25 protein-coding genes are annotated in these 22,795 nt (G+C 40.0%); 24 read left to right on the top strand and 1 reads right to left on the bottom strand.

Annotation, left to right across the window (positions count from 1 at the left end; translation table 11 throughout):
- The first annotated feature begins 26 nt into the window (after positions 1–26).
- From F7984_RS17405 to fliS (F7984_RS17345), 13 genes are all read left to right on the top strand, one after another.
- The gene (locus F7984_RS17405) at positions 27–440 is read left to right on the top strand and encodes a TIGR03826 family flagellar region protein (RefSeq protein ID WP_066106015.1); all 414 of its coding nucleotides are present in this window, start codon (positions 27–29) and stop codon (positions 438–440) included.
- Positions 441–663: 223 nt separating this feature from the next.
- Entirely contained in the window at positions 664–927 is a 264-nt protein-coding gene (flgM, locus tag F7984_RS17400) for a flagellar biosynthesis anti-sigma factor FlgM (protein WP_066106018.1), read from the top strand.
- Between the two features lie 60 nt (positions 928–987).
- Entirely contained in the window at positions 988–1,482 is a 495-nt protein-coding gene (locus tag F7984_RS17395) for a flagellar protein FlgN (protein ID WP_066106021.1), read from the top strand.
- Positions 1,483–1,503: 21 nt separating this feature from the next.
- Complete coding sequence (gene flgK / locus F7984_RS17390; RefSeq protein WP_140461806.1) at positions 1,504–3,108, top strand: flagellar hook-associated protein FlgK; 1,605 nt, start codon at positions 1,504–1,506, stop codon at positions 3,106–3,108.
- A 10-nt stretch (positions 3,109–3,118) separates the two neighbouring features.
- Positions 3,119–3,994: a flagellar hook-associated protein FlgL gene (gene flgL, locus F7984_RS17385; protein ID WP_140461805.1), complete on the top strand. Its 876-nt coding sequence runs from the start codon at positions 3,119–3,121 to the stop codon at positions 3,992–3,994.
- Positions 3,995–4,347: 353 nt separating this feature from the next.
- The gene (gene fliW / locus F7984_RS17380; protein WP_066106029.1) at positions 4,348–4,788 is read left to right on the top strand and encodes a flagellar assembly protein FliW; all 441 of its coding nucleotides are present in this window, start codon (positions 4,348–4,350) and stop codon (positions 4,786–4,788) included.
- 3 nt (positions 4,789–4,791) lie between these two features.
- On the top strand, positions 4,792–5,031 hold the full coding sequence (gene csrA / locus F7984_RS17375; protein ID WP_066106032.1) for a carbon storage regulator CsrA: 240 nt from the start codon (positions 4,792–4,794) through the stop codon (positions 5,029–5,031).
- Positions 5,032–5,156: 125 nt separating this feature from the next.
- A complete protein-coding gene (locus F7984_RS17370; protein ID WP_066106034.1) occupies positions 5,157–5,984 on the top strand; it encodes a flagellin N-terminal helical domain-containing protein in 828 nt (275 codons plus the stop codon).
- Positions 5,985–6,290: 306 nt separating this feature from the next.
- Entirely contained in the window at positions 6,291–6,455 is a 165-nt protein-coding gene (locus F7984_RS17365) for a carbon storage regulator (RefSeq protein WP_140461804.1), read from the top strand.
- Positions 6,456–6,655: 200 nt separating this feature from the next.
- Entirely contained in the window at positions 6,656–7,519 is an 864-nt protein-coding gene (hag, locus tag F7984_RS17360) for a flagellin Hag (RefSeq protein WP_140461803.1), read from the top strand.
- Positions 7,520–7,731: 212 nt separating this feature from the next.
- Positions 7,732–8,091, top strand: a complete 360-nt coding sequence (gene flaG / locus F7984_RS17355) for a flagellar protein FlaG (RefSeq protein ID WP_225983627.1) — start codon at positions 7,732–7,734, stop codon at positions 8,089–8,091.
- A gap of 12 nt (positions 8,092–8,103) precedes the next feature.
- The gene (fliD, locus tag F7984_RS17350) at positions 8,104–10,068 is read left to right on the top strand and encodes a flagellar filament capping protein FliD (RefSeq protein WP_140461802.1); all 1,965 of its coding nucleotides are present in this window, start codon (positions 8,104–8,106) and stop codon (positions 10,066–10,068) included.
- 21 nt (positions 10,069–10,089) lie between these two features.
- Positions 10,090–10,491: a flagellar export chaperone FliS gene (gene fliS / locus F7984_RS17345; RefSeq protein ID WP_139892175.1), complete on the top strand. Its 402-nt coding sequence runs from the start codon at positions 10,090–10,092 to the stop codon at positions 10,489–10,491.
- Between the two features lie 65 nt (positions 10,492–10,556).
- Here fliS (F7984_RS17345) and F7984_RS17340 read toward each other — a convergent pair whose 3' ends face one another.
- Positions 10,557–10,760, bottom strand: a complete 204-nt coding sequence (locus F7984_RS17340) for a hypothetical protein (RefSeq protein WP_139892176.1) — start codon at positions 10,758–10,760, stop codon at positions 10,557–10,559.
- A gap of 236 nt (positions 10,761–10,996) precedes the next feature.
- Here F7984_RS17340 and F7984_RS17335 point away from each other — a divergent pair, with 236 nt between their 5' ends.
- From F7984_RS17335 to F7984_RS17285, 11 genes are all read left to right on the top strand, one after another.
- Positions 10,997–13,213, top strand: a complete 2,217-nt coding sequence (locus tag F7984_RS17335; RefSeq protein WP_140461801.1) for a hypothetical protein — start codon at positions 10,997–10,999, stop codon at positions 13,211–13,213.
- Entirely contained in the window at positions 13,210–13,509 is a 300-nt protein-coding gene (locus F7984_RS17330) for an EscU/YscU/HrcU family type III secretion system export apparatus switch protein (RefSeq protein ID WP_140461800.1), read from the top strand. The genes F7984_RS17335 and F7984_RS17330 overlap by 4 nt, the downstream gene beginning before the upstream one ends.
- 42 nt (positions 13,510–13,551) lie before the next feature.
- On the top strand, positions 13,552–13,977 hold the full coding sequence (fliS, locus tag F7984_RS17325; RefSeq protein ID WP_140461799.1) for a flagellar export chaperone FliS: 426 nt from the start codon (positions 13,552–13,554) through the stop codon (positions 13,975–13,977).
- Between the two features lie 20 nt (positions 13,978–13,997).
- Positions 13,998–14,822 (top strand): flagellin N-terminal helical domain-containing protein, encoded by an 825-nt coding sequence (locus tag F7984_RS17320; RefSeq protein ID WP_140461798.1) that lies wholly within the window; start codon positions 13,998–14,000, stop codon positions 14,820–14,822.
- Between the two features lie 18 nt (positions 14,823–14,840).
- Positions 14,841–15,278 carry a YaaR family protein gene (locus tag F7984_RS17315; RefSeq protein WP_140461797.1) on the top strand — a complete coding sequence of 146 codons (438 nt, stop codon included), beginning with the start codon at positions 14,841–14,843 and terminating at the stop codon, positions 15,276–15,278.
- 68 nt (positions 15,279–15,346) lie between these two features.
- The gene (locus F7984_RS17310; protein ID WP_066106070.1) at positions 15,347–15,700 is read left to right on the top strand and encodes a flagellar protein FliT; all 354 of its coding nucleotides are present in this window, start codon (positions 15,347–15,349) and stop codon (positions 15,698–15,700) included.
- A 180-nt stretch (positions 15,701–15,880) separates the two neighbouring features.
- Entirely contained in the window at positions 15,881–16,429 is a 549-nt protein-coding gene (hpf, locus tag F7984_RS17305) for a ribosome hibernation-promoting factor, HPF/YfiA family (protein WP_066106072.1), read from the top strand.
- 443 nt (positions 16,430–16,872) lie between these two features.
- Positions 16,873–19,377, top strand: coding sequence for a preprotein translocase subunit SecA (gene secA, locus F7984_RS17300; protein WP_140461796.1), 2,505 nt, complete (start codon positions 16,873–16,875; stop codon positions 19,375–19,377).
- Positions 19,378–19,534: 157 nt separating this feature from the next.
- Positions 19,535–20,636 (top strand): peptide chain release factor 2 gene (prfB, locus tag F7984_RS17295; protein ID WP_139063848.1). Its coding sequence is split into 2 segments (ribosomal slippage): positions 19,535–19,606 and positions 19,608–20,636, totalling 1,101 coding nucleotides; the frame shifts between segments, so codons are not numbered across the junction.
- Between the two features lie 153 nt (positions 20,637–20,789).
- Positions 20,790–21,719 carry an ABC transporter ATP-binding protein gene (locus F7984_RS17290; protein WP_140461795.1) on the top strand — a complete coding sequence of 310 codons (930 nt, stop codon included), beginning with the start codon at positions 20,790–20,792 and terminating at the stop codon, positions 21,717–21,719.
- On the top strand, positions 21,716–22,666 hold the full coding sequence (locus tag F7984_RS17285) for an ABC transporter permease (protein WP_140461794.1): 951 nt from the start codon (positions 21,716–21,718) through the stop codon (positions 22,664–22,666). Before F7984_RS17290 ends, F7984_RS17285 begins: the two co-directional genes overlap by 4 nt.
- Positions 22,667–22,795: the final 129 nt, after the last annotated feature.

Genomic DNA, 22,795 nt, shown 5'->3' with positions numbered 1-22,795 from the left:
GAGCATTTCCTGAGGAGGTAAAGAATATGAATGAATTGACCAACTGTCCGACTTGCCAGGCTCTATTCGTGAAAAATCAATTCAGAGATGTATGTGAGAGCTGCTATAAAAAAGAAGAGGCCATTTATAATGATGTATACCATTATATCCGTAAGCGAGAGAACCGCACGGCAACGATTGTTCAGGTGGTGAAGGCAACTAGTGTAGATGAATCTTTATTAATGAGATTTATCAGGAGTGGAAAGCTGCGTATTACATCCAACCCTAATTTGGGCTATGCCTGTGAGCATTGCGGTTCCCTCATTCGCGAGGGCCGCTTTTGTGCAGACTGCAGGGATGATCTTCAGGCAGACCTTGTGAGGCATGAACGGGATGAGGTACTCTATAAAGAGATAGAGGAACGTGAGCGCCAAATGACCTATTACCGAAAAACGCACTAAAAATAAGCATTTAGACCTGTTAAGTCCTTTTTGAATATTGCTTTTTTGTATGTCATAATTTTCATCACAGACAGTAAACAAATTACCCTTGATGTCGATACTAACAGTAGATAAGCAAGAAGGTCTTCTTGATGATCTGCCTGAGACATAATATGACTCAGATTAAAAGATCAACATAGACCTTGGAAGCTAGTGTGACGGAAGGGAAAGTGAGGAACGCGAAATGAAAATTAATCATCTTAATCAATATGGCGTAAATCCGTACCAAAAGGCAGTTAATAAAGCCGATACCTCCATGAAGCCTTCTCAGCTTGCCGATAAAGTGGAAATTTCCAGTAAAGCGAAAGAATTGCAACAGCTATCGAGTGTAGAGGTTGAGCGTCAGGCTAAAATAGACGAAATTAAAAAGCAGATAGAGAACGGCACCTATCAAGTGAATGTCAATGAAACAGCAAAAGGCGTATTGGATTTTTACTCAAAAAACTAAACCTGAAGCCAGTATAAGGTTTGTACTGGCTTTCTTTTTTTATATGGGGTGAACTAATTAATGTCAGCTCAATCTATCATTCAAACCCTTCAGCAGCTGGTCGATCTGCACAGAGAATTGAACAAAATGGCTCAGGAAAAAACAGAGGCCATTAAAGCAGAAGAGTTAAAGTCGTTAAGCAGTCTGCTTGTTCAGGAGAGGAAGCTAGTCGTTGCGATTGAACGGCTTGAGAATGTGCGGCAGAGTGATGTACATGCCTTTCTTAGAGAAAAGGGCGTGCAGAATGGAACCGCACTCTTATCAGAATGTATTCAATATGCTTCGGAAAACGTGCGAACAGAACTTACCAGCCTGGGCGCTGAATTGCGAGAAGAGATTATGAGTTTAAAAGAGCGGAATGAATTAAATCAGCAGTTAATCTATCAATCTCTTCAATTTGTGAATCTGAATTTAAATCTTATGTTACCAGAGAATGAGAGCTATACATACGACAGGCCACAGGATCCAGAGGGTGCAAGAAAACCAAGTAAATCGCTATTTGATTCGAAGGCCTAAAAAGAAACAGGGGGAGCATTTATGACATCAACCTTTCATGGGTTAGAAACAGCCAGGCGCGGACTGACGACTCAGCAGGCAGCTTTATATGTAGTGGGCCAAAACGTTGCCAATGCCAATACACTCGGATATTCACACCAACGGGTTAACATGGCAGCGGAAACGGCTTACCCAAACCCGGGTATGAACCGCGAACAAATTCCTGGTCAAATGGGTACCGGTGTTAAAGCGGGCTCCATTCAGCGGGTTCGTGAAAGCTTTTTGGATGTTCAATATAGAAGCGAAAGCACGAAGCTAGGATATTGGACGGGGAGAGCGGAAGGGTTAAGCAAAATAGAGGATGTCATGGACGAGCTTAAGGGAACAGGGCTTAGTGATTCCATTGATTCATTTTGGCAATCCATACAGGACTTGGCCACCAATTCTGTCAACTCAGGTGGTAAAGCTGTTGTACGTGAGCGAGGAATTGCACTGGCTGATACGTTTACCTACCTGAACAGCTCCCTAAATATGGTCCGCTCCGATTTGAAGAATGAATTGAATGTGACGGTTGAAAAGGCCAATAGCATGCTGGGAAGCATCGACCAGCTTAATAAACAAATTGCAGCGATTGAACCGCATGGCTATTTGCCGAATGATTTATACGATTCCCGTGATTTGTTGATTGATGAACTATCCTCCATGATGAATATAAAGGTCGATTATGTGAAAAACGGCGGTAATTCACAGGCGCAGGCAATGGGATCGGCTGTAATAAAGCTAAATAACGGCACGGCTGAACCGTTGACTTTGGTTGATTCTACTACAGTTAATCCTATTGCTTTAATGTTTAATGGGGAGGATGGTGCGGTGGATACCATTTCAATTGGTGGGAATGCAGTACCTACTGCTACCTTTATCTCTGAGGGCATGCTGCTGTCCCTTTTGCAAACATACGGATATACAAATACAGAAGGAAAACTGGCAGGGGATTTGCCGGATATGATTAAAGAACTTGATCATATGGCTTATACCTTTGCGACAGAGTTTAATAAGGTTCATAAGGATGGTCTAAGTGCGAAGGAGCTTGCAGCCTGGAAAACAGCTCTCGAGAGTGATCCAGCTGCGAAGATAGAAGATTTTAATGAAGATATTCTGTTTTTTACTGATGAGTATAATGCTGATCCTCAGAACGTCAAGGGTTTTGCCAGCCGCATTCGAATATCCGATGAAATAAAAGAAAGCTACGATTATATTGCTAATGCGTCCGTTGCTACTCCTAATGATGGTGATGCAAGCAATCTATTGAAGCTTGCAGATGTCTTTTATGAAAAGCTCAATTATAAGGATGCATTAGCTGACTCTTCTCCAGCTGCTGAAAAAGAAAGTTTAGGCGCTTACCTGCAAAGTATTATAGGAACATTGGCTGTTAAAACGGAACAGGCGGATCGATTATCTGTGAACAGTGCGACCCTGTTGCAGAATGTCAGCGACCGACGTTCTTCCGTCAGTGCAGTTTCATTGGATGAAGAAATGACCAATATGGTTCAATTTCAGCAGGCATATAATGCATCAGCACGAATGATTACGATGATTGATGAATGTCTCGATAAAATAATCAACGGCCTTGGCGTCGGTGGCAGGTAGGTGAATAGGTATGAGAGTCACACAAAGTATGGTTGCAGCCAATTCTTTGCGGAATATCAATAAGAGCTATGGCTCGATGGCGCAATATCTTGAACAGCTATCAACAGGTAAAAAGATTACAAAGGCCTCCGATGATCCAGTGATTGCCCAAAAGGGGATGTATTATCGGACAAGCCTGAATGAAGTAGAGCAATATAAGCGCAATTTATCGGAAGTTTATCTTTGGATGGATAACTCAGAGGCTTCAATGGATCAGGGTAACAAAAGTTTTCAACGTATCCGTGAATTGATGATCCAGGCAAAAAATGATACAAACGAAACCACCGACCGGGAAGCCATCGCAAAGGAAATCGCTCAGCTGAAAGAGGACTTAGTATCCGTAGCAAATACGCAGGTTGCCGGGCGCTATATTTTTAATGGTACGAGTGTGAATACAGCACCTGTTACCTCCGATGCAAATGGTGTCGTGGTCAATTCAGAGAATGATCCCTATCTGGTGGAAGTATCAAGAGGAATTCAATTGAAGGCAAATGCAGATCCTTCTCAGCTATTCAGTCAGGAATTATTTAATACAATTGGAGAGATTGAGAGAGAGTTATCAGAGGATGATATGGATCTTGATTCTTTACTCCAGAAATTCGATGGTTTGGTTACTACCTTTTCAGCGGAACGCTCCGACCTTGGCGCCCGCTATAATCGCCTGGAGCTATTGGAATCCAGAATAGATAACCAGGAGGTATTGGCGAAAAAGGTACTGAGTGAAAATGAAGATGTAGACATGGAAAAGGTCTATACGGATTTTATTACGCAGGAAAGTGTGCACAGAGCTGCTTTACAAATGGGAGCGAGCATCATTCAGCCAAGCCTGGTTGATTTCTTACGATAAAAAAAGATGAGTTGACTCAAGAAGCGCCCAGTGGCCAATTGGGTCAACTCTTTTTGTATGTTTTGAGGAGGAGAGACTATCCATGCCCATTGCCCAATTACAAATGAACTCAACATCAGCGCAGCTCGGCTACCAGATCAAACGTATTAATCAATCGATTGAACAACAGATTGCAGATGTATCGATCGAACAGATATACAGCCTCAGAAGGTGAATATTCAGGTACAAACCCATCAGCCAACGATTAATTATTCCAGGCAGTATAAGCTATTACATGAAACAATATCAATCTCTTGAATTTTTTATAGCTAATCAAAATCCATTCGAAATGAAACTATAGGGGTGAAGCTAACGTGAAGCTGACAACAAAATATCATGGTGAGCAAGTGATCGAAGAAAAAGTTATCATTACCTTTGATGAAGGTATTCCCGGCTTTCCGAACGAACAGAAATTTGTGCTGCTTCTTTTAACAGATGATCAATCATTCTTTGTGCTTCAATCTGTGAAGACACCGAATCTAGCTTTCGTGGTTACAAGTCCGTTCCTAACCTACCCTGATTATGAATTTAAATTAGATGATGAAATTGTGGAATCATTAGGGGTAACAGAGGAACATATTACGGTGTTTTCGATTGTGACAGCGAAGGAGCCATTCGAGGAGTCAACGATTAATCTTCAGGCTCCGCTTATTATGGATACGAAGAAGGGTAAAGGAAAACAAATCATTCTGAATCAAACAAACTACCAAACTAGAACACCTTTATTTCCAAAAGTAGAAAGCAAGGGGGAGTAAAGCATGCTTATTCTATCGAGGAAAAAAGATGAATCCATATTAATCGGTTCCGATATTGAAATTACAGTTGTTTCTGTACAGGGCGATCAGGTTAAGCTTGGCATTAAAGCCCCAAAGCAAGTCGACGTCTATCGAAAGGAACTATTTGAGGAAATTCAGCATGAAAATGTAGAAGCAGCGGAGGTTACGGTTAATATTGGAGATTTGATTAATAACTCTAAAAATAGGACGAAAGACTCATAGAGAGCGATTGAAATCACCCGATACAAATAGTGTACAAGAGAAGGAGAGACGGCCGCTTTTAATCTCTTATACACAAAAAAGGACCACATGGACGTGATCCGTTAAATCAGGGAGGATTTTTTATTATGATTATCAATCACAATATCGCAGCAATTAATACGCACCGCCAATTTGGTGTAGCGAACAACGCACAATCCAGTTCAATGGAAAAATTGTCTTCAGGTCTTCGTATAAACCGTGCCGGAGATGACGCAGCTGGTCTATCTATTTCCGAAAAAATGCGAGGTCAAATCCGCGGATTAGAGCAATCTTCTCGTAACGCTCAAGATGGTATTTCTTTGATCCAAACAGCTGAAGGTGCTCTTAACGAGGTACATTCAATTACTCAACGTATGCGTGAATTGGCCGTGCAATCTGCGAACGATACTAACATTGCAGAAGACAGAGCAGCTTTGAAAGATGAGTTTGATGCCTTGGCTACAGAAGTTGGACGTATTAATACTGATACAGAATTCAATAAACAAAAATTACTTGATGGTACTGCTGGTAATGCAGGTGTTCTATCTATGCATGTTGGTGCGAATAAAGATCAAGTTATCCAAGTTGATTTAACTAGCGTGAAATTAGATGATATTCAAGCAGCAATTGCAGATGCTGATATCAGCAATCAAACTGGGGCAGAGGCAGCAATTGCTACTTTAGATGAGAATATTGCTAAGATTTCTACTGGACGTTCTAAGCTTGGTGCATACCAAAACCGATTAGAGCATTCTATTGCGAACTTGGACAATGCTGCAGAGAATTTGACAGCTGCTGAATCTCGTATTCGTGACGTGGATATGGCGAAAGAAATGATGGAGCAAACAAGATCATCCATTCTATCTCAAGCAGCTCAAGCAATGCTTGCGCAGGCTAACCAAACACCGCAAAATGTGCTTCAATTGCTACGTTAAATCTATCGAAATCGGAATTCTCTATGGGTTCCGATTTTTTTATTATAAAAAATGTTAAAATTTTATATTAAAACTATTAAATGTTAAAATAAGTTTCCGATATAGATTATGTAAGAGAAACAACCCGAAAAAATTTCATACTGAATACTCAGGACGAGTAAATATTTCTTATTGAATCTTCGCAGGACGCGAATGTGAGATAGGGGATGTTTACTTTTTTTATGTGTACTAAAGCATAAGGAGGGTAATGTTCTCTATGGGGGTCTTACAAACTGATCACTTTTCTCAAGGAGGAGGACCACAACTATGCTAGTACTTGGTAGAAGACCTGGTGAATTTATAAAAATTGGCGATGACATCATCGTTAAGGTCGTTAAAAGTGAAGATGGACACCTTCGCTTAGCTATTGATGCCCCCAAACACGTAAAAATTACGCGTGGGGAACTATTGGATAACCAACAAAACAAATAGATACCTATTTGCTCATGGACGAGCGGTACTAAACTACGATGCAGGAAGCATCCCAGTTTCAGAACCGCCCGTCTTTTTTAATCTCGTTATTACTGGAACCCCCCATCCTAGGCAACGGGCCAGTTTCCATTAATATATAAATTTAAAATCTATCAGGTGGAAAAGGAAGTCCACCTACACATTCCAAGGAGGAAAATTAAATGATTATCAATCACAATATCACAGCATTAAACACACACCGTCAATTGGGTGCGGCTACAAATGCACAAGCAGGATCAATGGAGAAATTGGCTTCTGGACAACGTATTAATAAAGCTGGTGATGATGCAGCAGGCCTTTCAATCTCTGAAAAAATGCGTGGGCAAATTCGTGGATTAGATCAAGCATCTCGTAATGCCCAAGATGATATATCTTTGATTCAAACAGCTGAAGGTGCTTTAAGTGAAACTCACTCTATCCTACAACGTCAACGTGAATTGATTGTACAAGCAGGTAATGGAGGTTCACTTGAAACAGAAGATTTAACGGCTATTAGGGATGAAATTGCAGAGTTGAATAAAGAACTTGATGGGATTGCTGAACGTACTGAGTTTAATGGTAAGAAACTATTAGATGGTAGCTTCAAATCGGACTTCCAGATTGGTGCTAATGCAGGGCAAACCCTTTCTATAGAAATAAAATCTGCTGATGGCGAGGCGACTACTCCACCAACACCTGTTGCTTCTAAAGGATTCAGTTCAGAGCATTTAGATGTTAAAGATTTAGATCCGGATGGTACATCAACAAATTTTGATAATGATATTGCTAAAGTAGATGCTGCTATTAATTTAGTATCAAGTGCGCGCTCTAAACTGGGTGCAAACCAAAACCGTTTAGAGCACACAATCAATAACTTAAACAATTCTAGTGAAAACCTGACTGCTGCAGAATCTCGTATCCGTGACGTAGACATGGCGAAAGAAATGATGGAGCAAACAAAGAATTCTATTCTTTCTCAAGCAGCACAAGCAATGTTGGCTCAAGCTAACCAACAACCACAAGGAGTTTTACAACTTCTTCGTTAATTATAATGAAGGTCCGGTTTTCCTTAAGGGAGAACCGGATTTTTTATTTAGTAGAAAGAAGTGAGGTGTAAGTTTTAATCTAATTGTTACTTTCAAATTACTAAGCGAAATCGTTAGTAATATCCCTTTTATTTACACCTTCCTCTTAAAATTCCCCCAATCCTACCGATATACCTAATAACAGTGAACTGAATAGTTGGAGGTGCGAGAGGGTGAATAGTATTTCGGCTGATGTTGGTTATTTGGCTCCACAGTCTTTTACTAAAAGTTCTGTTCCTATAAAAGAGCAGGCTTTGATTCAAAATGTTATTCCTCAACAAGAACAGTCACCTATGACAGATGTACAAATGAAAGAGAAGCTAACAGAAACAACGGAAGCTATGAATAAATTTATAGGACCGATGCATGCGTCTTTAAAATTTGAGCTTCACGAGGATCTAAATGAATATTATGTAACCGTGGTTGATGACGCAACAGGCAATGTGCTACGTGAAATTCCTCCAAAGAAGATGCTTGATATGTATGCAGCTATGGTAGAGAACATGGCTTTGTTTGTAGACAGAAAAGTTTAAGGATGTGAAAAAATGCGTATTTCCGGTTTAGCTAGTGGTATAGATACCGATACGATGGTTAAACAGCTGATGCAGGCTGAAAGAATCCCTTTAGATAAATTAAAGCAAAATAAACAGACACTTGAGTGGAAACGTGATGATTACCGTTCTATCAATACACTGTTAACGAATTTTCGCCAAGATGTATTGAATATGAAGCTGAGTTCTTCCTATCGTTCCAGAACGACAAGCAGTACAAATGATGCAGCGGTTACAGCCACCGCAACATCTGGCGCGAGCGCAACCAGTTATCAATTATCCGATGTTAAACTAGCGAAAGCTGCTTCTCTTACAACTATAGAATTGTCTGGTAAAAATCCAAAAATGGATTCCAGTAAACCCCTAGAGTCCATGTCGGGCAACTTTTCTTCAGCTATCGAATGGAAAACAGGTGTGGTCGAAACACAAAAGTTTACGGCCAACGGGTCATCCATTGATCTTAAATTACCTGACACTGTAGCTATTCAAAATGATCAGGTTCAAATAAAAGTGGCAGGAAAAGTGTTGGAGCAATATTCGAAGGATGCCGATGGTAAGGACGTTAGAAATTATTCAATTGATAAAGGAATTATTACATTCGAAAATAATATACCTGCATCAGGGTCAGCCATCGAAGTAAACTATGTAACCAATAAAAAGGTAGAAAAAATCTCTATAGCTAAAGATGCCACAAGCTTTCAACTTTCTAAAGTAGCCATTATTGAAGGGTCTATGACCCTGAAAGTTGGGGGTAAATCTGTTACGATTGACGAAAATGGAGACTTTAGTGTTGGTACTATATCTGGTACGGTAAATTTCAAAACAGGTAAGGTTGATCTTAAAACTGCTGCAAGTGAGGATATAGAAATAGAGGCTGAGTATACGAAAAAATATACTGCCATGAACATGAAGACTACAACCTCAAGTGGAGAGATGAGTGAAACATTCTTCATTACTTCTGATCAATCTCTGGATAACGTAATCAGTAAAGTGAATTCATCAAAGCTTGGATTAAACATGTTCTATGATTCATTTACAGACAAAATATCTATGACAAGAAAAGAAACAGGTACCTTTTCCACAGATTTGAAGGATATTCAAATAGATAATTCATCATTAGCTCAAGCCCTTCAATTGACTTCAGCTGATTACAAAGCAGGTTCCAATGCGTTATTAAAAATTAATGGTTTAGAGACTCAGCGGGCAAGTAACACATTCACTATGAATGGTGTCACATTCACGCTTAAGAGTGAATTTACTGAAGCGGTTACGGTTGGAATTAACAATGATACTACTAAAGTGTACGACAACATAAAGGGCTTTGTAGATAAATACAATGAATTAATTGCAACAATCCAAAGTAAGGTCAGCGAGGAACGTAACCGAAACTATTTACCTTTAACAGATGATGAACGTGATAGCTTGAGTGAAAAAGAGGTTGAGAAATGGGAAAATATTGCGAAGACAGGAATGCTGCGCAATGATTCTATTTTAAATGGAGCTTTAGATTCCATGCGGGGGAGCTTTTATAGCTCGGTTAATACATCAACAGGTATGTATTCATCCTTAAGCAGCATCGGAATCACGACAACCTCTGATTACATGGCAGGCGGTAAACTCGAAATCAATGAAACCAAATTAAAACAGGCTTTAGAGGATGATCCTGAAAGTGTAGAAGCTTTATTTGCTTCGGAGGATGGGATTCTATCAAAGCTGCAGAAAAATATATCTGCAGCTACTGACCAGCTGAAGGCAAGAGCGGGAACCTCATTGTCGACCAATGCTACGTTTACGATGGGAAGAGATTTAACCAATATTGATGATCGTATTAGTCGATTTGAGGACAGGCTAGTCCAGGTAGAGAATCGCTACTATAAACAATTCACTGCGATGGAAAAAGCAATTCAACAGGCAAACAGCCAATCAGGATATTTATCATCGATGTTTGCGACTGGTTAATAAAAAGGAGTGTACGTATAAATGGCAATACAAAATCCGTATCAGGCTTATCAAACGAATACTGTTACCACTGCTTCACCGGGAGAATTAACGCTTATGCTGTATAATGGATGCCTGAAATTTATTAAAGCTGCACGAGTTGCGATGGAGTCGAAACAAATCCAGGCCAGACATGAGAATCTTCTAAAGGCGCAAAATATCATTAGTGAATTACGAATCACTTTAAATATGGATATGGAGATCTCACAAAATATGATGGCGATGTATGATTATATCAACAGTCGGTTGATAGAGGCGAATACAAAAAATAATCCTGCTATGTTGGATGAGGCGGAGGAGTTAGTTTTAGAGTTTCGTGATACATGGAAGCAGGCTATTCAACTTAATCGACAAAAGCAATATTCCACAGGCGGACAAGCCTGATTCTATTTAAAGAAGGGCCGAAAGATGAAGTAGATTGTTCATCTTTCGGCCCTTTTCTTTCTATATTACTCGACTATATCTTGATCTTCTATATGAGTGATCCACATATGATGCACACTATTAATAATACCAATCATGAGAATTTGCACAGATCCAAGAATGGCTAAGTTCAATCCTTGTAATCTTCCAGTTATGAAAGAATAGATGTTAAATATGATTAATACAACTAGTAAGCCATTCAGTATATGGATACTTTTACCCCTTTTCATTTCTCATCCTTCTTCCATTTTGATTAAAAACCCTTATGTGTTATTTATACCCATTATTGCCGATTATTTCTGTCATAGCAAGCGTTTTGTTGTATATTAAGAAATTTTTGTTCTTTTTAACGAATATTAGTGCTTAGGCAAACTAGGAAATTGTGTCTATTTCTTTATCACAAACTAATATTTGTAGGCAATTTACCGATAAAAAGAATAAGGAATTTGGACGGAGAGTGAACGCAATGCAGATTCAAGCAATCCATTCGGGGCATAGCTTAAACGGAAAAAGCAATCAATATTCAGTTGGACAGATTCAGTCTGTAACCATTAAAGAACGGGTATCCGTTAATACAGCTGTTGTTTCTTTAAAAGGGAAAGAGATGAGCATGGCGTTTGAAAATGGAGTGCCGGCACAGAACAAGGCTCAAGTTGAGATTACAGCAATTAACAATGACCAATTAACGGTTAAAACTCTTTCAACAAGTCAGCCCGCAGCAGAAGGCCAGGCTCCTACCAAGGTTGAAGAGATTCTGAAAGCGGCCGGTGTTGATGCATCTAATAAAGACTTCCGTCAGGCTGTGCAAATTTTGCAGGAAAAAGGTTATCCGCTTTCTAAAGATAGTTTACAGACGATTCAGCGCTTTATGAACACAGAGGCGGGGACAGTGGAGCAAAAATTAGCTACCATTACGGCTTTGGCGGAGCGTCAGTTAGAGGTACGCAATCATGAGCTGAAAGCAATTCACTCTGCCTTGCATGGTGAATCGATTGGGAAGATGGTCAGTGAGATTGGAAAAGAGCTTCCGGAGATTTCGAGGATTTCTACACCATCTATTCATCTGCCGATAACTACAATCCGCGATTTAAAATCAGCCATCATACACCAACAGGATTCTGCCAAAATCACTGAACAGGTGATGAAATTTATAAAGGATTCACCAGATCTTTCTCAAGCTGAAAAGAGTGCCATCTTAAAATCTCTGCAGGCTGGTAAAGAAGCTTTACTTCAAATTCTTTCCCTCATTGATAAAAGCAAGGTAGCAGTCACTCCAGTGAATATGGAGGTTTCTGTTCATGGCAAGGAAGTAATGGATTTGATGAAAAGTGTTCAAAAGGATTCTTCCATGGCGATGGTCTTTGCAAAAGCAACGGAATTTCTGAGTGGTGACTCTGCGAAACTATTTGAAGGTATTGAACGTCTGACAGGAGTGGTTGAAAAGGCAACAGAGCTTGTGTCCAAGGGTAGAGAATTATTAGCCCGCAAAGAACTGATGACGGCATTATCAATCATGCAGGAGGAAAACCCAAAATTAATGGATGTAAAACCGGCCAACTCATTAACCGAATCTGAGCAGAATGCAATCAATCAGATCATCCAGGGTCTGAATCTCTCATCAAAAGATGTGATTGTTACTGAAATTAGTAAAAAGCTATCTCAGCTTACGATCGATTTTAAACATATAAAAAGAGAGATTACGAGAAACTTGGATCAGTCTATCAAAATGATGGAGCAAAAACAGCCCCAGGTTAAGCAGGTCTTGGAATCTACCATTAAGCAACTCGATCAAGCTATTTTAAAAGGTGAATTTATGCTTTATACCGATATGTCGACGGAGAAGAAGCTCCTGCAGGCTAGCAGCAGATTGCAGGAAGCAAAGAATTTTCTTATGAGTGGAAAGTCCCTTGAGGCGAACCAGATCGTGAAGGAAGTTAAAGCATCCGTAGAAGGTCTTTTGTTTAAACCGTCTGATGTTAAAGTTAAGCATTTTGTGGCAGGCGTGACGAGTAATGTCGGTGAAGATGTATTTACTCAAGGTGCAAAGCCAGAGCAGTCTGGACGTAATGTGCTGGAGCTGATTCGGAAACTTGGGATGATGAATGAACATGAGGTGGCGAAATCTTTTTTGAATGGAAAACAGCCTGAAATGCCGCAAACTGTAAAATCCTCTCTGCTTTCGATCTTGCAATCTGACCAGCTTAATCCGAAGCTGGCTCAGCAGGTGGAACAGGCTGTTCAAAATCTAACCGGTCAGCAGCTTCTAGCTAAGCCTGACTCATCCGGTATGCAGAATCTGGCCATGCAGCTTCCGCTTTTACTTCATAAGGAAGTTGAGAATGTGAAAGTATTTGTAAACTCTCAATCTGATAAGGATCAAATTGATTGGGAGAACTGCAGCCTTTACTTTGTGATGGAGACCAAGCGGCTTGGTGAGATTGGGATTTCGCTGACGGCAACCAATCGAAATTTGTTCCTAACCTTTAAAAGTGATAAGGAAGATTTACAGCAATCAATGACTCGGATATCGGATTCATCGCTTGATCGGTTCAAGGAAATTGGTTATTCGATTGGCTCGGTTCAATTTAAACCGATGACCGTGGAAACGAAGAGCTCAGAACGAGAGGCAAGTCCAACAGTCCAAACAGCCTTTACGAAAAAGGGGTATGACATAACGATATGAGACAGCAATATTTCAATCAAATGAACCGTAAAAAGATGAATGGACCGACCGCTGCCGTCATCAGGTACGAAGAACAAAATGGAGAGGCCCCGCAGTTAGTCGCTCAGGGAACTGGGGAAGTAGCCAGAAGGATTATTGAAACGGCTAAGAAAAATGATATCCATCTGCAGGAGGATGAGTCATTGGTCAGCCATCTTTTAGACATTGATCTTGGAGATTCAATTCCTCCGCAGCTTTATGCAGTGATTGCTGAAATCCTCCTTTTATTAGAAGAGCTCGATAAACAATATAACTAGCCCGTCGATATATAAAATAAGAGGATATGGAGGTTTTTGTGAATGGAATTTTTAACAGAGGAACTTATTGTGCAAAAATCATCTCAGGAATTAACGGCATTGCTGTATGAAGGACTATTAACCAATTTATATGAGGCCATTGATCAAATAGATGAGTCTAATTTATTCCAGGCTAATAAAAGCCTGCAAAGGGCCGGTGATATCGTTCATCGTCTTGGTGTGGGACTTCGGTATGAAGCAGGCCCAATTACGGAGAATTTGGACACCCTCTATAATTTCCTGGCTGATGAGCTGATCCGGGTAAATCTAACTAAGAATACGGATAGCATTTCATTCCTGATCAAAATCGTTGAGACTCTATCCACAGCCTGGAATGATGCCATGCAATTGAAAAATAATGCAAAGGCTGATTCGTTAATTAAGATGGTATCGGCCTATGAAAATAACGTGATGAGGAAAAAATTCTAATAGAATGAGGGAGCATTTCCATGAAAATTAATCATAATATTTCTGCCTTGAACGCCTATCGTAATCTATCAACTAATACAACCAATACAAATAAAAGCTTAGAAAAGCTATCTTCAGGACTTCGTATTAATAAAGCGTCCGATGATGCAGCGGGACTAGCTATTTCAGAGAAAATGCGTTCACAAATTCGCGGTCTAAATATGGCGGAACGAAATGCCCTTGATGGAGTTTCTCTCATTCAAACTGCAGAAGGCTCCTTGTCATCTGTCCACGAAATGCTGCAGCGTATGAGAGAATTAACGGTTCAAAGCGCGAATGGGACTTATACGAATGAAGATCGTGAAGCCATCCAGGAAGAGTATAATCAGCTTACAGCAGAAATTGAGCGTGTGAGTGAGACGACTGAGTTTAATAGTGCGAAACTATTAGATGGAAGCCAATCTGAATTTAGTTTTCAAATAGGAGCCAACGCAGGCCAAACGATTGAGTTAACGATAAATAAAATGAATGCTGAAGAACTCGGATTAGGAACCGCAGCTGCACCATTAAATGTGAAAACAGCAGAGGCTGCGAATGCTGCTCTTTCAAAAATTGATGCAGCGATCGCGGCCGTTTCTGCTGAGCGTTCCAACTTAGGTGCGATGCAGAATCGTCTGGAGCATACGATTACGAATTTACAAACAATGAGTGAAAACGTAACCTCTGCAGAATCACGGATTCGCGATGTAGACATGGCTCTTGAGATGACTGAGTTCACAAAGAATACCATTTTAAATCAGGCAGCACAGGCCATGTTAGCACAAGCCAACCAACTTCCACAGGGTGTGCTACAATTATTGAAGTAACAAAGTTGAGGTGATCTCATGGAGGTACAAAGAGTAGGCAGGACTGGTTTGCAAAAGGTTAGTTCTAAGGAAGAGGTAGCGAAGGATTCCATTGCCTTTAAAGAGGTTATGGGAACCAGGCGCAATGATTTGACTCTTGAGCGATTGACACGGAAAATGCAGGAGATTGAGGAGCAGGGCAAGAGGCTCGGTGAAACTCAGTCGGTTGATTATTTACGAAAATATAAGAAGCTTGTGAAAGACTTTTTAGATGATGCCGTAAAAAATGGGCTGCAATTAGAGGAGCATCGCGGTTTTAATCATCGTGGATCAGCAAAGGTGTATAAGCTTGTAAAAGAAGTGGATAAAAAGCTGGTTGACCTCACAAATGCAGTCCTTGATAAGGAAGATAAACGTATACATTTATTAGGCATGATTGGCGAAATCCAAGGAATGCTCATTAATATTTATACGTAATGGGGGTTTGGCCTTGGCTTTTACAGAAGTCAGGGCTTTTTTAAATGAGAGACAGAGGAGCTCGGTTTATGATGAGTGCACTGCGGGAATATTTTCAGGTAACAAGGGAAGCGATAGAGGTATTAAGTGATTTGAGCTGGGAAAAAGACCGCGAGATCGCTATTTCTAGGCTGGATGAAATCATTCGTATTCGGGAAAGTCTGCAAAAAGACATACAGCCTCCTTTTACTGACGAGGAAAAAAAGCTTGGCGAGTTATGTGTGAAGCTGAATGAAGAACTGGCGAAAGCAATGGCCAAACGGAGAATGGAAGTGGCTCGGAACCTTAAAATGGTACGGGAGCAAAAGCAGCATAATCAAAAATATGCCAACCCCTATGAGGCGATTTTGACAGATGGAGTTTATTACGATAAGAGGAAATGATTACCTCAAATGAATTATCATGAGAAGTAGTGCTTTTTTGTTGTTGAATAGGGTATACTATATATGAATTCCTTGAAAATCCTGAATATTTAAACTTAAACAAATTGTCGATATAGGCAGGATTTTTAAAAGGGATTAGAGAATATTAATAGTTATAGAGTAGAAAAGGAGGACTCACTTATGAATTATAACATTCGTGGTGAAAACATTGAGGTAACTCCAGCAATCAGAGAATATGTAGAGAAAAAAATCGGAAAATTGGAAAGATACTTTACAGAAACACCTGATGCAAACGTACATGTCAATCTGAAGGTGTACAATGATAAAACAACAAAAGTTGAAATCACTATTCCGCTACCTAACCTAGTGCTACGTGCAGAGGAAACAAATACAGATATGTATGCAGGTATCGATTTAATTAACGATAAATTGGAAAGACAAATTCGTAAATATAAAACAAAAGTTAACCGTCGTTCTCGTGAAAGCGGTAAAGAGTTATTCACTTTTCCAGCTGGAGAAGTCGGTGTTGAGCAAGAAGAGGATGATAAATTAGAAGTAGTGCGTGTGAAACGCTTTGATCTTAAACCAATGGACAGCGAAGAAGCAATTCTTCAAATGGACATGCTAGGACACAATTTCTTCATCTATACTGATGCAGAAACTGACGGCACTCACATCGTTTACAAACGTAAAGATGGCAAATACGGCTTAATTGAAGCACAAAGCTAATTTTATACTTGATAATGGGCAGCTCCTGTAAGGGGGCTGCTTTTTCATTGAATGATTGTGATCAGAAAATGGGCATAAATCCATCTCGTTCAATCAAAACTTGAACTTATTGAAACCTCATCTATGGAGGCACCTAGTCTACTATGTTTGTGTATCAATTCTATTATAATTAGAAATCAGCCTAACCATTTATGAGGAAACCTCTCTTCAATATTTAAGCCCTTCATGCAATTTCTCTATCAAAATTTCAAAGCTCAGTTATGAACTTAAGTATATTTTGAGGTAAAATAACCCAAAAATATCATGTGTGTACACACTCCTTCTGTTGTTTTGTCCATTTGTAAGTGTTACTATTAATGTGAAATTTAAAAATATGAACGATTATTAATCTATATCATTCTAGGGCTAATGAACCCTGTACAGATAAGAGGAGAGACTGCTTAATGGGGATTTTGAATAAATTGTTTGACCCTAATAAATCTGAGCTTAAACGCCTGAATAAGGCTGCAAATAAAATAGAAGCTTTGGCATCTGCCATGGAAGCTTTGTCTGATGAAGAACTGTCTGCTAAAACAACAGAATTTCAAGAACGTTACGCGGGTGGAGAGAAACTCGATGATATACTGCCTGAGGCATTTGCAGTAGTCAGAGAAGCATCACGCCGTGTCCTTGGCATGTATCCTTTCCAGGTTCAATTAATGGGGGGTATCGCCCTTCATGAAGGTAATATTTCTGAGATGAAAACAGGGGAAGGTAAAACATTGACCTCCACTATGCCTGTTTACTTAAATGCGATTACTGGTAAAGGTGTTCATGTCATTACAGTCAATGAATACTTAGCAAGCCGTGACGCCACTGAAATGGGGCAATTATTTAACTTCCTTGGGCTTTCAGTCGGCTTGAATCTTACTGGAATGAGCCGTGAAGAGAAACAGGAAGCGTATAATGCCGATATTACCTATGGTACAAATAACGAGTTTGGGTTTGATTATTTACGTGACAATATGGTGCTGTATAAGGAACAGATGGTACAGCGTCCGCTTCATTATGCTGTAATAGATGAGGTTGACTCCATCCTGATTGATGAAGCACGTACGCCATTGATTATCTCTGGTTCCGCTCAAAAATCAACTCAGCTTTATATACAGGCAAATGCTTTTGTCCGTACTTTATCAAAAGAAAGAGATTACACATACGACGAAAAGACAAAAGGTGTTCAGCTAACTGAAGAAGGAATGAGCCGTGCTGAAAAAGCATTTGGCATTGATAATTTATTCGATATTAGCCATGTTGCCTTGAACCATCATATTAACCAGGCGTTAAAAGCGCATGTTTCCATGCATTTGGATGTGGATTATGTGGTTCAGGATGGCGAGATTGTCATCGTTGACCAATTTACCGGCCGTCTAATGAAAGGACGCCGTTATAGTGATGGCTTGCATCAGGCGATCGAAGCGAAAGAAAACCTCGATATCCAGAATGAAAGCATGACGCTTGCGACGATTACGTTCCAAAACTACTTCCGTATGTATGAAAAGCTTGCCGGTATGACTGGTACAGCGAAAACAGAGGAAGAGGAATTCCGTAATATTTATAATATGAATGTTATTGCGATTCCAACGAACCGCGACATCGTGCGTGATGACCGTGCAGATTTGATTTTTTCCTCTATGGAAGGGAAATTCAAAGCGGTCGTTGAGGATATCGCTGAACGCCATGCGAAGGGTCAGCCAGTATTGGTTGGTACAGTAGCGATTGAAACGAGTGAATATGTATCTGAATTATTGAAGAAAAAAGGAATTCCGCATAGTGTCCTGAATGCGAAGCAGCATGAACGCGAAGGAAATATCATCCTTGATGCCGGTCAGCCAGGTGCCGTAACAATTGCTACGAATATGGCGGGCCGTGGTACAGATATCAAGCTTGGTGAAGGTGTGAAGGAAGTCGGCGGTCTTGCCGTTATTGGTACGGAGCGCCATGAAAGCCGCCGTATTGATAATCAGCTGCGTGGACGTTCCGGTCGTCAGGGAGACCCTGGGGTTACACAATTCTATCTTTCATTAGAGGATGAATTGATGCGCCGTTTTGGATCTGACAATATTAAGAGCATGATGTCCCGTCTCGGTATGGAGGATGACCAACCGATTCAAAGTAAAATGGTATCTAAAGCCGTTGAATCTGCGCAAAAACGAGTTGAAGGTAATAACTATGATGCCCGTAAACAATTGCTTGAATATGATGATGTACTTCGTCAACAACGTGAGATTATTTATAAGCAGCGTTTTGATGTACTATCAAGTGAGAATCTGCGTGAAATCGTAGAGACTATGATTCGTTCCTCTCTGCAGCGCAATGTCTATGCCTTTGCGCCTGATGTGGAAAGCGAAGAGTGGAATATTGAAGGATTGCTTGATTATGTCTATGCCAACCTTCTGCCTGAAGGTACTTTTAATGCTGAGGAATTAAAAGAGCTTGATGGGGAAGAATTAATTGAATTAATTTATGGCAAAATCATTGAAAAATACAATGAGAAGGAAGAAGAGCTTTCTTCTGAGCAAATGCGTGAGTTTGAAAAGGTAATTGTATTGCGTGCGGTTGATAGCAAGTGGATGGATCACATTGATACAATGGAACAATTGAGACAAGGTATTCATTTACGTGCCTATGCTCAAATCAATCCGCTCAATGAATATCAGCAAGAAGGCTTTGCGATGTTCGAGGCCATGGTTTCTGCGATTGAGGATGATGTGGCTAAATACATCATGAAAGCTGAGATCCGCAATAATCTAGAGCGTGAAGAGGTTGTGAAAGGACAGGCTGTTAATCCGAAGAGTGATGAAGGAGAGACAGTCAAGAAGAAACCGAAACGTAATGAAGAATCCGTTGGACGAAATGCTCCATGTCCATGCGGTAGCGGTAAGAAATATAAGAATTGCCATGGAAGATAAATAAGACATGTCAGTATCTTTAGATGACGTTGACGCGTATAATAAGATATGTTAAATAAAGAGGGACGGCTAAAGGATAGGCCGGCTCTCTTTTTCCTGAAAAGGAGATTTAAATTGTGAGTAACAAGCTTTGTAAAAATAGATGAGGTGAACGTAAATGGAAATAGCAGAAATTCGTAACGAGTTAGAAAAAACAGCCACACGTTTGGCGGACTTTAGGGGGTCTCTTTGACTTAGAAGAAAAAGAAGCCCGTATTATGGAATTGGACGAGATCATGTCCGAACCATCATTTTGGAATGACCAAGCGAAAGCGCAGGGAATTATTAACGAGGCAAATGGCTTGAAGGATCAAGTGGGCGAATTTAATGCATTAAATGAGTCATACGAGAATTTGGATTTGACCTTTGAATTAATTAAGGAAGAGCCAGATGTAGATCTCCAGGAAGAACTGGAGAGCGAGCTTATGGAACTATCCGAGAGATTGAATGCGTTTGAGCTTCAGCTGTTATTGAGTGAAGAATATGACAAGAATAATGCCATTTTAGAGCTTCATCCAGGTGCAGGCGGAACGGAATCTCAGGATTGGGCATCCTTACTGCTGCGTATGTATACAAGATGGGCTGAAAAGAAAGGCTTCAAGGTAGAAACACTTGATTATCTTCCTGGTGATGAAGCTGGAGTTAAAAGCGTAACGCTAGGCATTCGAGGCCACAATGCGTATGGCTATTTGAAGGCAGAAAAAGGCGTACACCGCCTAGTACGTATCTCGCCGTTTGACTCCTCAGGACGTCGTCATACCTCTTTCGTTTCCTGTGAGGTAATGCCTGAATTCAATGATGAGATTAATATCGAAATTCGTACAGAGGATTTGAAAATTGATACGTATCGTGCGAGCGGTGCCGGTGGTCAGCATATCAATACAACAGATTCTGCCGTTCGGATCACTCATTTACCAACGAATACAGTGGTCAGCTGCCAAACTGAGCGCTCCCAAATCAAGAACCGTGAAACAGCTATGAAAATGCTGAAATCCAAGCTTTATCAACTGGAAATCGAGCAACAAGAAGCTGAATTGGCAGAAATTCGTGGAGAACAAAAGGAAATTGGCTGGGGAAGTCAAATCCGTTCCTATGTATTCCATCCATATTCCATGGTTAAGGACCACCGTACAAATGCAGAAACCGGGAATATTCAGGCTGTCATGGATGGAGATTTAGATATGTTCATCGATGCTTATTTACGTTCAAAATTATCCTAATTCATATAGAACTTTTAAAGGATCAGCTAAGATATAGCTGGTCTTTTTTTTTTTTTTTTTTGGTTAATTTTTAATTATTTTGTAATTTCTGTAACTTTTATCCGTTTTATACGGTATTATTAATAGGTGTAATTTTTGAAAGGACGGGATGGTATGAATGAAACGGCTCTTGAAGTGAAGTCATTAACGAAAAAGATTGGCAGCACTGTTATTGTCAATGATGTTAGTTTCAGCGTTAAAAAGGGTGAAATTTTTGGACTGCTTGGTCCGAATGGTGCTGGTAAGACAACGATTATCAGAATGATTGCCAGTCTAATTAATCGTACGAACGGCCAGGTTCTTATTAATGGGCATGATCTGGATAGGGATTTTGAAGGGGCAATGCATGATTTAGGGGCAATTGTAGAGAATCCGGAGTTTTACAAATATATGACCGGCCGAAAGAATATGATCCATTATGCCCGAATGGCCAAAGAAAAGATTAAAAAAGAGCGGATTGATGAAGTTGCTCGCTTGGTAAAGCTTGACCATGCGATGGACAAGAAGGTAAAGACCTATTCGTTGGGAATGAGACAGCGTCTTGGGGTTGCGCAGGCTGTGCTGCATCGTCCTCAGTTATTAATCCTCGATGAACCAACAAACGGATTGGACCCACAAGGAATACGAGAATTCCGTGATTATTTACATCAATTAGCCAATGAAGGAATAGGTGTGCTAATTTCCTCTCATTTATTATCCGAGATGCAATTAATGTGTGATCGTTTTGCCGTTATTGAGAAAGGAAAGCTCATACATATAGAAAACAATATTATAGAGGAAAAAGAGGAAGATTTAAGAGAAGTGGTTTTCTCCATCAATAATGTATTGGCAGCAGTCAATGTAATTAAAGAGCAATTTTCAAGTCTGAATATTGTAAAGCAGGATAAAAAGATGATTACCCTCCAGGCAACACGCGAAGATATTGCCAAAGTAAATCGACAGTTAAATGAAGCAGAAGTAGATGTTTATGAAATTAATGTTGTGAAGAAAACGCTTGAAGATCGATTCTTCGAGATTACAGAGCAAGAGGAGGTGCGAGTATGATTTCATTGATTAAAAATGAATGGATGAAAATTTTCTCTAAAATGTCTTCGTATATATTTATCGGCTTTTTGCTAGTTGCTCTAGTAGGGAGTGCTATTCTAGTAAAGACCATGAATAATGCAGATGATTGGAAAGTGAAGGAAGAGAATAACATACAGTCCCAGCAAGCTGTTTTGGATGATCCGAAGACGTCTGAGGAAGAAAAAGAGTGGATTCAAGAAGATATTGCCCGAAGTCAGAAATTATTGGATACTGGTATCAATCCTAACCAAGAAACAAGTTGGACCTTTATGGTCAATTGGGTTACGTCAATCGCATCTTTTGTGACCTTATTTGCTGTTATTATCTGCAGCGCCTCAGTGTCCGCGGAGTTCTCTGATGGAACAATTAAGCAATTATTAATTCGTCCGCATCGGCGCTGGAAAGTTCTTCTCTCGAAATATATAACAACTTTATTATATGCAGCTACAATGGTGGTTGTATTAAGTGTTGCAGGATACCTTGTCGGGTTAATTTTCTTTGGTTCAGCATCATTCACAGATAAGATGATCGACCCTACAAGTTTTGACGAAGTGATAACATTAGAAGCAGGCCCATACTTTTTTGAGCTTATGCTATATTGGGTTCCAGGCTTCCTCATCATTATTACGATGGCTTTTATGTTGAGCACTTTGTTTAAAAGCCAGGCAATCGCAGTCGGTATTTCTGTTTTCATCTTGTTTGCTTCTTCAACCTTAAATATGTTAATCACCTCCCTTGTTGAACGATATGAATGGTTAAAATTTGTTTTGTTCCCTCACATAGATTTGAGAAGATATATTATGGAAAGTGCGCCTATGTTTGAGGGAGCGACGGTAGGTCTCTCACTCGGTGTGTTGGCTGCTTACTATGTACTGTTTATCGCGATAACCTTTATTGTTTTCAATAAGAAAGATATTTCGATTTAATCTACAATAGGTGCCCTTTATAGGGTGCCTTTTTCTTTGCCATTTGGCGCGGTTATTGTCTGACTTTTTCATCTTTTATTGCCTTTCATTGTTTCATGTCGGAATTTCGTATAGAATGAATATACTTTA

The organism is Pradoshia sp. D12 (assembly GCF_008935075.1).
GTDB lineage: Bacteria > Bacillota > Bacilli > Bacillales > Pradoshiaceae > Pradoshia.
Note: the sequence above shows the minus strand (reverse complement) of the source record. Positions and strands in the feature narration are given on the sequence as shown.

Bases quoted from the DNA above. Each gene is read 5' to 3' on its own strand.
- F7984_RS17395 (WP_066106021.1), top strand. From the start codon at position 988: ATGTCAGCTCAATCTATCATTCAAACCCTTCAGCAGCTGGTCGATCTG.
- F7984_RS17320 (WP_140461798.1), top strand. From the start codon at position 13,998: ATGAAAATTAATCATAATATTTCTGCCTTGAACGCCTATCGTAATCTA.
- F7984_RS17370 (WP_066106034.1), top strand. From the start codon at position 5,157: ATGATTATCAATCACAATATCGCAGCAATTAATACGCACCGCCAATTT.
- csrA (WP_066106032.1), top strand. From the start codon at position 4,792: ATGCTTATTCTATCGAGGAAAAAAGATGAATCCATATTAATCGGTTCC.
- F7984_RS17405 (WP_066106015.1), top strand. From the start codon at position 27: ATGAATGAATTGACCAACTGTCCGACTTGCCAGGCTCTATTCGTGAAA.
- F7984_RS17285 (WP_140461794.1), top strand. From the start codon at position 21,716: ATGATTTCATTGATTAAAAATGAATGGATGAAAATTTTCTCTAAAATG.
- F7984_RS17310 (WP_066106070.1), top strand. From the start codon at position 15,347: ATGATGAGTGCACTGCGGGAATATTTTCAGGTAACAAGGGAAGCGATA.
- secA (WP_140461796.1), top strand. From the start codon at position 16,873: ATGGGGATTTTGAATAAATTGTTTGACCCTAATAAATCTGAGCTTAAA.
- F7984_RS17290 (WP_140461795.1), top strand. From the start codon at position 20,790: ATGAATGAAACGGCTCTTGAAGTGAAGTCATTAACGAAAAAGATTGGC.
- hpf (WP_066106072.1), top strand. From the start codon at position 15,881: ATGAATTATAACATTCGTGGTGAAAACATTGAGGTAACTCCAGCAATC.
- F7984_RS17365 (WP_140461804.1), top strand. From the start codon at position 6,291: ATGCTAGTACTTGGTAGAAGACCTGGTGAATTTATAAAAATTGGCGAT.
- flgL (WP_140461805.1), top strand. From the start codon at position 3,119: ATGAGAGTCACACAAAGTATGGTTGCAGCCAATTCTTTGCGGAATATC.
- hag (WP_140461803.1), top strand. From the start codon at position 6,656: ATGATTATCAATCACAATATCACAGCATTAAACACACACCGTCAATTG.
- fliS (WP_140461799.1), top strand. From the start codon at position 13,552: ATGGAATTTTTAACAGAGGAACTTATTGTGCAAAAATCATCTCAGGAA.
- F7984_RS17330 (WP_140461800.1), top strand. From the start codon at position 13,210: ATGAGACAGCAATATTTCAATCAAATGAACCGTAAAAAGATGAATGGA.
- flgK (WP_140461806.1), top strand. From the start codon at position 1,504: ATGACATCAACCTTTCATGGGTTAGAAACAGCCAGGCGCGGACTGACG.
- fliS (WP_139892175.1), top strand. From the start codon at position 10,090: ATGGCAATACAAAATCCGTATCAGGCTTATCAAACGAATACTGTTACC.
- F7984_RS17340 (WP_139892176.1), bottom strand. From the start codon at position 10,760: ATGAAAAGGGGTAAAAGTATCCATATACTGAATGGCTTACTAGTTGTA.
- fliD (WP_140461802.1), top strand. From the start codon at position 8,104: ATGCGTATTTCCGGTTTAGCTAGTGGTATAGATACCGATACGATGGTT.
- flgM (WP_066106018.1), top strand. From the start codon at position 664: ATGAAAATTAATCATCTTAATCAATATGGCGTAAATCCGTACCAAAAG.
- F7984_RS17315 (WP_140461797.1), top strand. From the start codon at position 14,841: ATGGAGGTACAAAGAGTAGGCAGGACTGGTTTGCAAAAGGTTAGTTCT.
- F7984_RS17335 (WP_140461801.1), top strand. From the start codon at position 10,997: ATGCAGATTCAAGCAATCCATTCGGGGCATAGCTTAAACGGAAAAAGC.